Source organism: Erwinia sp. HDF1-3R (assembly GCF_039621855.1).
In the GTDB taxonomy this organism is placed as follows: Bacteria; Pseudomonadota; Gammaproteobacteria; order Enterobacterales; family Enterobacteriaceae; genus Erwinia.
The window spans coordinates 3,112,239-3,124,546 of the sequence record NZ_CP155071.1; the positions used below are offsets into that span (position 1 = coordinate 3,112,239).

Genomic DNA, 12,308 nt, shown 5'->3' on the forward strand with positions numbered 1-12,308 from the left:
ACTCCGTGATTAATGTAAAATCTGATCGAGAAAGCGGCGCGCGCGCTCGCTGACCTGGCCGGAGAAGAAATCGCTGGCGCTGGCGTTCTCCAGTATTTCCCCCTCCTCCATAAACAGGATTTGGTTGGCGGCCCGGCGGGCAAAACCCATCTCATGGGTCACCACCATGCTGGTCATCCCCTCTGCGCTCAGCTCGGCCATCACGTCCAGCACTTCGCGGATCATCTCCGGGTCCAGCGCCGAGGTCGGCTCGTCGTACAGCATCAGCTCCGGCTTCATCGCCAGCGCCCGGGCTATTGCCACGCGCTGCTGCTGACCGCCGGACAGCTCATCCGGGAAGTGATCGCCCCGGTCGTTAAGCCGTACCTTCGCCAGCAGGTTTTCCGCCTGCTTTCTTGCTTCCGTGCGGTTAAGGCCCAGCACGGTCATCGGGGCCAGCATGATGTTCTCGGCCGCCGTCAGGTGGGAAAACAGCTCATAGTTCTGGAACACCATGCCGATACGCTGGCGCAGCTGGTGCGGCGGCACTTCGCCCCGGCTGATATTCTGACGGCCAAAGAACACATCGCCGCTGTCGGCAGGCGAAAGCAGGTTTACGCAGCGCAGCAGCGTGGATTTGCCGGAGCCGGATGGCCCGATCAGTACCAGGGTTTCACCGCGCCTGAGGGTCAGCGAACAGTTCTTAAGCACCGGCTGACGCCCAAAGGCTTTATCAATACCGATCACTTCCAGCAGCGGTTTTTGACTGTGGCTCATGACATCTCCCGTTGTGATTCTGACTGTGTGGCCCCGGCGGAGGCGGTGCGCTGCCCCCGGCGGCGGCGCTGTTTAGGATCGAGCGATCGCTCCAGCCACGCCTGAAAAAGCATAAATATCGAGGTCAGCAGCAGGTAGTAGATCCCCGCCGCGCAGAGGGCTTCGAAGTAGCGGAAGCTGGCGCTGGCGGTCTGATTAGCGATCAGCAGCAGCTCCTGTACCGCAATCACCGACACCAGCGCGCTCGACTTCAGCATGCTGATCATCTGGTTACCCATTGGCGGCAGGACAATCCGCGCCGCCTGCGGCAGCACAATCTTGCGCATGATCTGCACGTTGGTCATGCCCAGCGCCATCCCGGCGGTGCGCTGCCCGCTTTTTACCGCCTGAAGCCCTGAACGGAGGATTTCCGCCATATAGGCCCCCTCATTCAGCGACAGGGCCAGCACCGCACAGGTAAAGGCCGGCAGGCTGATGCCAAAGCCGGGCAGCACGTTGTAGACGAAGATGATCTGGAACAGCACCGGGGTGCCACGAAACAGCCACAGGTAGATAAAGGCCACCACCCTTCCTGCACGGAAGGGGGCCTCCTGTAGCAGCGCGAGGATTAACCCCATCACCACGCCGCACAGCAGCGCGCTGACGGTGATCAACAGCGTCATCCAGGCTCCCTGCAGGAACGCGGGTGAGATGACGTACTGCCACATTAATGCTAACGACATAATAATCTCCGGGTTACGGCGAGAGGCGGATTAGAAAATGGCGACCGAGTCCGGGAAATGCCATTTTTCAATCAGCTGGCGGTAGGTGCCATCCTTCACCAGCGCCTGTAGCCCTTTTTCCAGCTGCGCGCGGGTTTCTTCGTCGCCCTTACGCACGGCAAAGGCAATATGGGTATCCGCCTCAAACTCGGGGCCAACCGCCTCGAAGAGATCGGGCTTCTCGTTCATCAGCGCGACGGTGCCAGGGGTTGAGAGGAATTCCGCATCGGCTCGTCCCTGCGCCACGGCTACGGCTGAATCCGTCGCTGACGGGAAGGTCAGGACGTTAATCGCCGACTTTTTGGCATCAACGCACTTTTTACTGTCCTCGCGGGCCTGGCTCTCCTCAATGCCCCCGAGCGTGACCACAATATTCTTTCCGCAGAGCGATAAATCACGCCCGGTTATCCGGGCAGGATTTCCCTTACGCACAATTACCCGGCTGCCGATCTTCATATAGGGCACAAAATCGACCTGGCTGGCGCGCGCCGCGTTGACGTACATCGCCGAGTTGATAACGTCGAGACGCTTACCCTGTAGCGCGGGGATCAGTCCCTTAAACTCCATCTGCATGGGGGCCGCCGTCAGATTGAGGTGCTGACTGAGGGCGGTGATGAGATCAATATCAAAGCCGCTGAGCGTTCCGTCCTTAACGAACTCAAAGGGCATAAAGGTCGCCGCCGTGCCGTAGGTGATCGTGCCCGGCGTAACGGCCTGCGTCGCGGTATGACCGGTCAGGGGGAGCGCTGCGCTGAGGGACAGCATCAGGCCGGTCAGGCGGCGGAACATCATTTTATTTCTGGTCATTGTGCTCTCCTGGTGAAGGCTTGCATTGGCTTTTATGAGTCAATAAATACAATCACTGACGCAGCGGACCTGCGCGCTTAAGGTGCATCTCCGCACCCTCATGGTGCGATTCGGGCTTTACTTCGTTGTCGGGAGTGGCCTGTGTTATTGTCTCTTTTGACCACAATAATGCATTCAGGAACGCTACCATCATGCAGCCCGCTTCTTCTGCAAGCAGTCGCCGGATAGCCCGGCAAATACTCGACCTGATATATGAAGCAAGATTCGATCCAGGTCATCATTTACGTGAGCAGCATTTAGCTGATGCGCTCGGCGTATCGCGTACGCCGGTGCGGTCCGCACTGAAGGAACTCACCCTGCTGGGTGCGGTTGAAGCGCGGCCAAACCAGGGTTTCTTCTTAATCAAAAACGTCGATGAGCTGTTGCAGCTGGCCATTGAACAGCCGAAAACCAGCGATCAGACTCTCTATGAAAAGCTGGTGCACGATCGCATCGCCGATGCACTGCCCATCTCTTTTACCCAGACGGAAATTGCGCAGCGCTATGATGTTGACCGGGGCGTACTGTCCCGTACGCTGCTGAAGCTGGCGGAGGACGGGCTCATCGCTCGCAATACCGGGCACGGCTGGCGTTTTCTCCAAACGCTGGACTCAGAGGTCGCGCGACAAAACGGCTACGGCTTTCGCCTGATGATTGAACCCGCGGCGCTGCGATCGCCGCTGTTCCGTCCCGATCGCCACGCGATCAAACGCATGCGCGCCCGGCATCTGTGGCTGATTACCCACCCGGATATCACCCTGGTTCCGGCAAGAGAGATTTTTGAAACCGATGCCGACTTTCACGAAATGCTGGCCGAGGCCAGCGGTAACCTTTATGTCCTGCAGGCTGTCCAGCAGCAGAACCGCCTGCGCCGCCTGCTGGAGTTCGGCAGCTACCACAATAAACGTCGCGTCCGGGAGTGGTGCGAAGAGCATGTCGCTATTCTTGATGCGGTGCGCGATAACCAGCCTGAAAAAGCCGCGGTGCTGATGCAGCAGCATCTGCAATCGGCGCACGATCTGGTCGCAAAAAAGGCGGCGAAGTCTTAAGCGGCATCATTTTTGCATTATCTGCTCCTGAAAATACAACCAGGAGAAAATAATGGATTTGCAAATTGATCACCGTGTGGCGCTCGTTTGTGGGGCAGGCAGCGGTTTAGGACGTGCGATTGCGCTATCGCTGGCTCAGGAAGGGGTGCGCGTCGCCGTCACCGGGCGAAATCGCGAAAAGCTGGCAGAGACCGTGGCGCTGATCCAGCAGCAGGGCGGAACGGCTCAGGCCTGGACGCTGGATCTGGCCGCCCCAGAGCGCTTCACCGAGACACTGAACGCCATCCGCCAGCACTGGGGAGACGTGGATATTCTGGTCAATAATTCCGGGGGGCCGCCGCCAGCCCGCGCCCAGGGCGTGGCGGCAGAGGTCTGGCAGCAGCAGTTCAGCCTGATGGTCGGGGCGCTTATCCAGCTTACCGACCTCGTGCTGCCCGCCATGCGCGAGCGCGGCTGGGGTCGCATCATTACCACCACCTCATCGGGGGTTATCGCCCCGCTGGCAAACCTGGCGCTGTCGAACGCGCTGCGAATGAGCCTGCTGGGCTGGTCGAAAACGCTGGCGGGCGAGGTCGCCGCCGACGGCGTGACGGTAAACGTAATGGTGCCCGGACGCATCGCCACCGATCGGGTTGCCCAGCTGGATGCCATTAAAGCCGGACGGGAGAACAGCACGCCCGAGGCCATCGCGGAGAAAAGTCGCCAGAGCATTCCCGCGGGCCGCTACGGCAGACCGGAAGAGTACGGGGCCGCAGCCGCGTTTCTGGCCAGCCAGCAGGCGGCCTATATTACCGGCAGCGTGCTGCGCGTAGACGGCGGACTCATCCCCTCGGTGCTATAGCGTTGCTTTATCCGCGGCTCGGCAGCACAATCTGACACTGGTACGCGTTAATGATAACTATTATCATGCTTTACGATAATATTATCCCGGAGTGTACCTATGCAGGCAGAGCTACCCGAATCAATCACCACTGACTGCTGCATCGTCGGCGGCGGCCCGGCGGGTCTGATGCTCGGCTATCTGCTGGCCCTGGCGGGCGTTCAGGTCGTGGTGATTGAAAAGCACGCTGATTTCCTTCGGGACTTTCGCGGCGATACCATTCACCCCTCTACCCTGCAAATTATGCACCATCTGGGGCTGCTGGATGAGCTGCTCACGCTGCCCCACCAGCAGGCGCCTAAGCTTCAGGCCGAGATGAACGGTCGCGAAGTGACAATGGCTGACTTCTCGCGGCTGCCGGTAAAGTGTCGCTTTATCGCCTTTATGCCGCAGTGGGACTTCCTGAATTTCCTGGCGGCTAAGGCCGCCGCGCTGCCGACCTTTACCCTCTACCGCTCGACGCGCCTCGACGACCTGATCTGTGAACAGGACCGCGTCTGCGGGATCCGCGCGTCATCCGGTACGGCCACCACGGAAATCCGCGCACAGCTGGTGGTGGGAGCGGATGGTCGTCATTCACGCGTCAGGGAAAAAGCCGGACTGACCGGCCGCGAATTTGGTGCCCCGCGCGACGTGCTGTGGTTTTCGCTGCCGAAACAGCCCGACGATCCGGCGGTGAGCATGGGGCACAGAGGGCCAAAGCAGAACGTTATCATTATTGACCGGGGTGATTACTGGCAGTGCGGCTACGCTATCGCCAAAGGTCATTATGAGCAGATGGCACCGCGGGGTTTAGCTGGTTTTAAGCAGGAAGTTGCGCCCTTTATTCCCTTCCCGCCCGACAGGCTGGATGCACTGACGGAGTGGGATCAGCTCAGGCTGCTTGTTATCCGTATTGACCGCCTCGATGAGTGGGCAAAGCCTGGCGTACTTTGCATCGGTGATGCGGCCCATGCTATGTCGCCAATTGGCGGCGTGGGGGTCAATCTGGCCATTCAGGATGCGGTTGCCAGCGCCAATCTGCTGGTTCCTCACCTGCGGAAAGGTCGCCTCAGCCTGAAAAATCTGCAAAAGGTGCAGAAGCGGCGGCAGTTTCCCACCTGTGCCACCCAGTTTATTCAGATAAAAATGAGCGGCAAAAAACGCAAAAAAAGCAAAAGCACAGGCAGCCCGATCCCCAGGCTGGTCAGTCGGCTGCGGTTTTTACCCCATGTGTTTGGCTGGATCATCGGGCTGGGATTTCGTCCCGAGAAACCCCGACGCTTCTAAGCTTTCGCTCTCAACAGCCACAGGCCGGTGAGGATCTGCCAGCAGGTGATGGGATAGACCGAGGCGCGCTCAATTAACCCCGTCGGCAGCAGGTTAAGGGGGATAATCAGCATGCTGAGCAGGCCAACCCCGCCCAGCAGCAGGCTGATTATGCCCCACTGACGATCGCGCCGTCGGCTGTGGCCTCGTAGTAGCATACCCGCCGTCAGCAGGCACAAATTCCCCCCCGCAATCGCCAGTACCGCACCGGCCTGATGCAGGGTTATGCCGCCGTTCCCGCCCCCACTATGAAAAAGCGCAATCATCACGCCGCCGATGCCGTGCAGCAGGCCGGTCAGCAGGAATAGCCATCGGCCTCGCGGACGGCATCCGCTGCCGATCAGAAAGCAGGCAAGGAAAAACAGGATACCCTCGGCGGCAAAGCCCATATTCATCACCGCATGACGCGGCGAGCAGATCGCCCGCCCGTCTGTCAGCACGCCGCAGACGGGAATGCCAAGGTCGCTAATGTAGTTCTGCATGTAGCGGTAAGCAGGAACATGCCAGGCCAGCGCGCTGATTTTTTCGGCGAGCAGATAGACCGCTCCGCCGAGAATAAAGCAGCCTGCACCGATTTTCCGTCTGATTGAGTCGTTCATCCGCGCTATCCGTTATGCAGCCGCTGTCGCGAACGCAGGCTGGGAAACCAGGCCATCCACAGTCCGACTACCAGCAGCGTGCCGACGCCGCCAACCGCCACCGCGGGAGCCGCCCCGAGCCAGGCCGCCAGCATGCCCGACTCAAACTCGCCGAGCTGGTTGGAGGTATTAATAAAGATCGAATTCACCGCGCTGACCCGCCCGCGCATTTCGTCCGGCGTATCAAGCTGCACCAGCGCCCCGCGGATCACCATGCTGACCATATCGAAGCCGCCCAGCGCAAACAGCGCTAGCAGCGAGAGCCACAGCTGGGTGGAAAACGCAAACAGCAGCGTCGCGACGCCGAACCCGGCTACCGAGGCGAACATAATTTTGCCGACGTTACGCTCAAGACTGCGACGGCTGAGCCAGAAACCCACCAGCAGGCCGCCTACCGCCGGTGCGCCGCGCAGCAGCCCCAGCCCCCATGGCCCGGTATGCAGGATATCCTTCGCAAAAATCGGCAGCAGCGCGGTCGCGCCGCCCAGCAGCACCGCGAAGAGATCGAGCGAGATAACGCCCAGCACGTCGGGCCGACGGCGAATAAAATGGATGCCGGCAAAGACGCTGGCGAAGGTCGCGGGCGTACGCGGGGGCGGCGCATGATCGTAGCGCAGGCGGCTGACCATCAGAATGGAGATCAGATAGAGCGCGGCGGTGGTAGCATAAACCACTCCCGGTCCGGCGACATACAGCAGCCCGCCCAGCGCAGGCCCCATCATCGAGGCGGTCTGCATTGAGGCCGCATTCGCCGCCGTCGCGCGGGCCAGAATCGCCGGTGGCACCAGCGCCGGAAGCATCGACTGCAGTGAGGGCGCCTCCAGAGTGCGGGCGACGGAGATGATAAAGATTAAGCTGAGCAGGAGGATCTCGTCGGTTCGGTGCGCCAGCGTCAGGCCCGCCAGCACGGCGATGGCAATCCACTCGGTGGCCTGCCCGAGCAGCACCACGCGGCGGCGATCGAACTGGTCAGCAATATGCCCGGCCGGCAGCGCCAGCAGCACCGCGGGAAGAAACTGCACCAGGCCAATCAGCCCGAGGTCGAATGCGCTGCCGGTCAGCGAATAAATCTGCCAGCCCACCGCGATGGAAAGCATCTGAAAGCCGAAGCTTGAGGCGGTGCGGGCCAGCCAGAATGCGGTGAAAGATCGGTAGTGGAAAAGTGAGTCGGTGGCGTCAGAAGAGGGTGTGGGCATAGCGATTCCTGGTGAATGTAATAGCAGGTGTTATTTTTATTGTGTGGTCAGCGGGCAACGATCGTCAGGGCGAGCTGGCCGGTTTGGCATATTTCCATAGCCAGCGTCCGGAATGCATCCGTCGATAGAAAAACCAGCCGCGCACGATCCAGTCGAGGAACATGCCCATCCAGATCCCTACCACGCCGAAGCCCAGCAGCACGCCCAGGGTATAGCCCGCGACGATGCGGCATCCCCACATACCCAGCAGCGATATCCACATGGTGTAGCGCGCATCACGCGCCCCTTTCAGCCCGGCGGGCAGTACCCAGGACGCGGCCCAGAACGGCATAAAGGCGGCGTTGAGCCATACCAGCACTTTGACCACGTGAATGACGTCATCTTCCCGCGTATAAAACGAGGCCAGGATACCCGCGAAGGGCACCGTTAGCGCCGCCAGCGCGCAAAGGCCGAGGGTGGAGAGCCAGAAGATGTGGCGCAGCTGTCGTTCGGGCTGAAGCAGCTGTCCCTTGCCGAGGCGGGTTCCCACAATAATGGTTGAGGCCGACCCGAGGGAGTTGCCGGGCAGGTTAATCAGGGAGACGATAGAGAAAGCAATAAAGTTACCCGCAATGACGTTGGTGCCCATTCCGGCGACGAAGACCTGGGTCAGCAGCTTTCCGCCATTGAACAGGACCGATTCGATACTGGCCGGAACGCCAATGCCCAGCACCTCCATCAGTATGCTGGTGTTGAGCTTGCTGAAATAGCTTCCCAGGGTAATTTTCAGTCGGGGATTGAAGCCGATCATCAGCACATATATTACCGCTACCGCGCCGATGTAGCGGGAGAGGGTCAGCCCCAGTCCGGCCCCGGCAAAGCCGAGGCCCTTCCAGGAGAAACAGCCGTAGATCAGGACGGTGCTGATAATAATATTGAGTATGTTCATCCCGCCGTTGATCAGCATCGGGATTTTGGTGTTCCCTGCCCCACGCAGCGCGCCGCAGCCGATCAGGGCAATCGCCGCCGCCGGATAGCTCCACGCGGTGATTTGAAGGTAGGTGAGCGCCAGCGCTTTAACCTGCGGCTCTGCCGCTCCGGCAATCAGATTGATGATGGCCCCCCCAAAGAATTCGATCAGTATCGCCAGCAGTATGGCGAAGAGGGTCATCAGTACCAGCGACTGGCGGGCAGCGGCCTGCGCCCGCTCACGGTTGAGTTTGCCGAGGCTGAAGGCCACCACTACCGTGGTCCCCAGGTCGATGGCGGCAAAGAAGGCGATAACCACCATATTGAAGCTGTCGGCCAGCCCGACTCCGGCCATCGCCTCTTTACCCAGCCAGCTGACCAGGAAGGTGCTGAGTACCCCCATCAGCAGGACGCAGAGGTTTTCAAAGAATATGGGTACGGCCAGCGGAGATATTTCCCGCCAGAAGAGAACACGGTACGAATGTCTTTTGGGATACCACGCCGAGTGTTTGATCGCCTGCAGCAGAGTCACTCTGAAGTTTTGCAAGTTTGTTCCAGCCGGAAAGAGGAGAGTAGGCCTGATTGATGATGGTAAAAGCCTGACAATTATGCAAAGTCTTTTTGTGGGACTGTTGCGAAAATTTTACTGGAAAGGGAATTTTTTGTGACTGTTTGGATGTGACGGGCTGCGATATCTGCTGTTGCGGTGGATAATCCCTGCGGGTGCTGGGCTGCAATATCTGCTGTCGCGGTGGATAATCCCTGCGGGTGCTGGGCGTCCTCACGCCACGCTTCGCGTGGTGCCTTTGGCTCCGACTCCGGGCCGGACGGCCCGGTCGCGAGCGGGCATCCCTGCCCGCCGCTCCCTGAGTGCAGCATCCCTGCTGCCCTCGCCTGGCCCTCCGTCTTCACCGCAGCGCTGCGGATTGCCCTTCACCCGCAGGGATTATCCACCTCTCAGGCTTTGGAGTTGCTTTAAGTAATTGAGTTTAGGTGTTTTTTTAATAGGTATTAGCTTGGTTTTGATCAGACAGATTTTGTAGGTAGAAAATTATCAAATCTGACGGTCTGGTTTGAGCGAGTAGCGGACGCTGGCCTTTTATATAAGTACGATCGAGTATTCGTGAAATATTGTCAGTTACGATTTAGCAGCAAAAATCATCCTGGCGCTCTTACCGTCATTCGGCAAAAATATGCCACTGAGTAATTTACTGAGCAGGCCTGGAATGATTCTAAACTCAATGATGTGGCTGGCATCAACACTGCTGTTTTTCGCCTGGATCTTTGGTATCACACTGAAGAATACTTTCCGCACCAATGCGAAGCATTTTATCATCCTGCTGGTCGTACACCTTACGCTTAGCTTTGCTGCGATTGCGCTTAAAAAACATGGCGTCGTCGTCTTGCACAAGGGCGACAGTCCATGGCTGTGCCTGAGCCTGGGGCTTCTGGTGAAAAGCTATATGGCATCAGTGATGATCATGATGACCAGTTTTATGATTGCACTAGCCAGCAGAGGCGCGCAACAGATGACGCACTTTCATAAAACTCACAATGCGGCCAACCTGCAGCGCAACCCGCTGAAATTTTACCTGCGGCAGGAAAACGCCATTGTCTGGGTCTATCGCCTGTTATTTCTCGCGGGTGGCGTTTATATCCTGTGGGCCATATGGTTTAGGTTGCCGTTTTAGGGGATGGATGAATACGATATACCCAATCCAAAACGCTGTGTTTACCTGCTTCACTGAAAGCCCCCAGCGGTATGGAAGGGGTCAGTTTGGATATCGAAAATTATTGTACGTTGAGGTGATTTCTTGTACCTCTGAGCTGTTGTTGTAGAGCTTAACCACTTTGACAGGCAGTTTTGAGCGAGAAGCAGACATCAGTATTTCTTGATCCGCATCTTTGAAACTGACCTGGCGTTTCTTCTGAAGCGTCATAACCTCCTTGCGGGACCATCTCAAATAGTAGACAATATATCCACTATAAGATATTAATTTCATATCCCAGTGGTAAGACTCAGAGGAGTTAACATGGCTTCAGCACTAACATTCCTGATGCTAATTGCCGGAGGAATTGCGCTGGTTATTCAGAACATGTTGATGACCAGGATAACTCACTCGGCTTCAACTGTACTGATAGCTCTGGTGCTGAATTCTGCCGTAGGGCTTGTTTTACTTATCAGCTTACTGGCGGGAAAGACGGGTGCATCAGGGTTTTACGAACTATTACAGTCCTTCAAAAGCTGGATGTTTCTGCCGGGCATTTTAGGTTGTTTTTTTGTTTTCACCGCAATAACGGGTTATCAAAATATCGGTGCTTCGCGGACAATTGCGATACTGGTCGCCAGTCAGCTTGTCGCAGGTCTCGGATATGACATCTACCGCAGCGGTACAGAAGAATTGCTTAAAAATGCATCAGCTATAATCGGCGCGGTGTTACTGGTTACAGGCGCTTTTCTCGTTGCATCACGAGGGTTTTAATCTTAAACGCTGTCACCGGCACGTCCTTGTGCCAGTGATTACTCTTACTGTGGCGTTCTGAGAATATCCGCTATCAGGGATGTGCCCGGGTATCAAGGCGTAACTGTAAAAACGTCAGATCGAGCCAGTGTCCAAACTTATTGCCCACCTCTGACAATCTGCCAACCTCTGTAAAACCGAGCTTTTTGTGAAGCGATATGGATGCGACGTTTTCAGATTCAATGCCAGCTACCATGACATGCTTACCCTGATCAGTAGCCAGTCTGATCAGTTTCTCCATCAGAGCTTTACCTGCTCCCCGTCCCCGGGCACTTTTGTGCACATATACAGAATGCTCAACGGTGTGGCGATAACCATCCCATGGACGCCAGTCACCATATGATGCATAACCCAGTACGGAATCGTTCACGTCAACAAGGACAATGACGGGAAAACCTGCCTCACGACGGTCTCTCATCCATTTTATTCGGTTGAGAAAATCGACCTTGTTTTCATTCCAGATCGCCGTGGTATTAAGCACAGCGTCGTTATAAATTTCAGCGATGGTTTCAGCATCGCGTTCTGTTGCAGCACGAATTGGCATAGTAGACACCCCGTCATTAATTTACTAAAGTAGATTAACAGTACACTATATTATATATCCATTATGTTAGATGATTTGTCCATTAAAGAAGACGATTTGAACGCTCGTATCGGCCTGAAGGTAAAGACTGAAAGAGAAAGACGTGGCTGGTCACTGACCGATCTGGCAGAAAACTCAGGCGTATCACGGGCGATGATTCATAAAATTGAGCGTGGTGAAAGCAGCCCGACTGCAACCCTACTTGCAAGACTTTCTGGCGCTTTTGATATGTCTATGTCCCAGCTGCTTGCTGAAATGGAAGTTCGTCCCGGTGTGCTTGTCAGATATGAAAATCAGGCTGTATGGCAGGATCCTGAAACAGGCTACATTCGTCGCCATGCTTCACCGGGGCAGATACCTGTAGACCTGGTTAGCATCGAGCTTCCGGCAAATACTGCCGTGCCTATGCCCGCTATTTCCTATCTTTCACGACGTCAGCTCATCTGGGTCATTGAAGGTAAGCTGACATTTATTGAGGGCAGCACAACATTTGAGATGTCACCGGGTGATTGTCTGGAGCTGGGCGATCCTGCTGACTGTATCTTCAAAAATGATACAGGTGATCTTTGCCGCTATGCCGTGATAGTCCTCAAGCCATCCTGATTGCATGCATTGGAACTGATTTGATTCAGAGTTAACTGGAAGATTATCAGGCGGTGGTTCCCCTACCTGATTGAGCATCTTTTATCAGCTCAATTTTGTAACCGTCTGTGTGGTGGGGTCAGTCCAACTATAGGGCAGGATCGTCTACCGGGGTGGGGTCAGTCCAAACTATAGGGCAGGATCGTCTACCGGGGTGGGGTCAGTCCAATTCAGCAAGT

Annotated in this window: 13 protein-coding genes; 6 read left to right on the forward strand and 7 right to left on the reverse strand. The window is 56.8% G+C overall.

Annotated features, from left to right (window positions below):
- Positions 1–9: 9 nt before the first annotated feature.
- From AAGR22_RS14240 to AAGR22_RS14250, 3 genes are read right to left on the reverse strand one after another with little or no spacing between them, the layout of a single operon-like run.
- Positions 10–756 (reverse strand): amino acid ABC transporter ATP-binding protein, encoded by a 747-nt coding sequence (locus tag AAGR22_RS14240; protein ID WP_067707373.1) that lies wholly within the window; start codon positions 754–756, stop codon positions 10–12.
- Complete coding sequence (locus AAGR22_RS14245; RefSeq protein WP_067707377.1) at positions 753–1,478, reverse strand: amino acid ABC transporter permease; 726 nt, start codon at positions 1,476–1,478, stop codon at positions 753–755. Before AAGR22_RS14245 ends, AAGR22_RS14240 begins: the two co-directional genes overlap by 4 nt.
- 30 nt (positions 1,479–1,508) lie before the next feature.
- The gene (locus tag AAGR22_RS14250) at positions 1,509–2,324 is read right to left on the reverse strand and encodes an ABC transporter substrate-binding protein (RefSeq protein ID WP_067707380.1); all 816 of its coding nucleotides are present in this window, start codon (positions 2,322–2,324) and stop codon (positions 1,509–1,511) included.
- A gap of 191 nt (positions 2,325–2,515) precedes the next feature.
- On the opposite strand from AAGR22_RS14250, the gene AAGR22_RS14255 reads away from it, so the two are divergent.
- The 3 genes from AAGR22_RS14255 to AAGR22_RS14265 all read left to right on the forward strand — a co-directional run bounded on the left by AAGR22_RS14255 (position 2,516) and on the right by AAGR22_RS14265 (position 5,561).
- Complete coding sequence (locus AAGR22_RS14255; RefSeq protein ID WP_067707384.1) at positions 2,516–3,412, forward strand: GntR family transcriptional regulator; 897 nt, start codon at positions 2,516–2,518, stop codon at positions 3,410–3,412.
- A gap of 52 nt (positions 3,413–3,464) precedes the next feature.
- Positions 3,465–4,253, forward strand: a complete 789-nt coding sequence (locus AAGR22_RS14260) for an SDR family oxidoreductase (RefSeq protein ID WP_345828120.1) — start codon at positions 3,465–3,467, stop codon at positions 4,251–4,253.
- A 99-nt stretch (positions 4,254–4,352) separates the two neighbouring features.
- Positions 4,353–5,561 (forward strand): FAD-dependent oxidoreductase, encoded by a 1,209-nt coding sequence (locus tag AAGR22_RS14265; RefSeq protein WP_067707391.1) that lies wholly within the window; start codon positions 4,353–4,355, stop codon positions 5,559–5,561.
- On the opposite strand, the gene AAGR22_RS14270 is transcribed toward AAGR22_RS14265, so the two are convergent.
- The 3 genes from AAGR22_RS14270 to AAGR22_RS14280 form a co-directional block, all read right to left on the reverse strand.
- A complete protein-coding gene (locus AAGR22_RS14270) occupies positions 5,558–6,199 on the reverse strand; it encodes a DUF998 domain-containing protein (RefSeq protein WP_345828123.1) in 642 nt (213 codons plus the stop codon). The genes AAGR22_RS14265 and AAGR22_RS14270 overlap by 4 nt on opposite strands.
- A gap of 5 nt (positions 6,200–6,204) precedes the next feature.
- Positions 6,205–7,434, reverse strand: a complete 1,230-nt coding sequence (locus AAGR22_RS14275) for an MFS transporter (protein ID WP_345828124.1) — start codon at positions 7,432–7,434, stop codon at positions 6,205–6,207.
- A 64-nt stretch (positions 7,435–7,498) separates the two neighbouring features.
- A complete protein-coding gene (locus AAGR22_RS14280) occupies positions 7,499–8,929 on the reverse strand; it encodes an EmmdR/YeeO family multidrug/toxin efflux MATE transporter (RefSeq protein WP_067707401.1) in 1,431 nt (476 codons plus the stop codon).
- Positions 8,930–9,623: 694 nt separating this feature from the next.
- Here AAGR22_RS14280 and AAGR22_RS14285 point away from each other — a divergent pair.
- Entirely contained in the window at positions 9,624–10,073 is a 450-nt protein-coding gene (locus tag AAGR22_RS14285; protein ID WP_345828125.1) for a hypothetical protein, read from the forward strand.
- A 342-nt stretch (positions 10,074–10,415) separates the two neighbouring features.
- Positions 10,416–10,865, forward strand: a complete 450-nt coding sequence (locus tag AAGR22_RS14290) for a DMT family transporter (protein WP_345828126.1) — start codon at positions 10,416–10,418, stop codon at positions 10,863–10,865.
- A gap of 73 nt (positions 10,866–10,938) precedes the next feature.
- On the opposite strand, the gene AAGR22_RS14295 is transcribed toward AAGR22_RS14290, so the two are convergent.
- Positions 10,939–11,448 carry an N-acetyltransferase family protein gene (locus AAGR22_RS14295; RefSeq protein ID WP_345828128.1) on the reverse strand — a complete coding sequence of 170 codons (510 nt, stop codon included), beginning with the start codon at positions 11,446–11,448 and terminating at the stop codon, positions 10,939–10,941.
- 63 nt (positions 11,449–11,511) lie between these two features.
- Here AAGR22_RS14295 and AAGR22_RS14300 point away from each other — a divergent pair, with 63 nt between their 5' ends.
- Positions 11,512–12,090: an XRE family transcriptional regulator gene (locus tag AAGR22_RS14300; protein ID WP_345828130.1), complete on the forward strand. Its 579-nt coding sequence runs from the start codon at positions 11,512–11,514 to the stop codon at positions 12,088–12,090.
- The last annotated feature ends 218 nt before the right edge of the window (positions 12,091–12,308 follow it).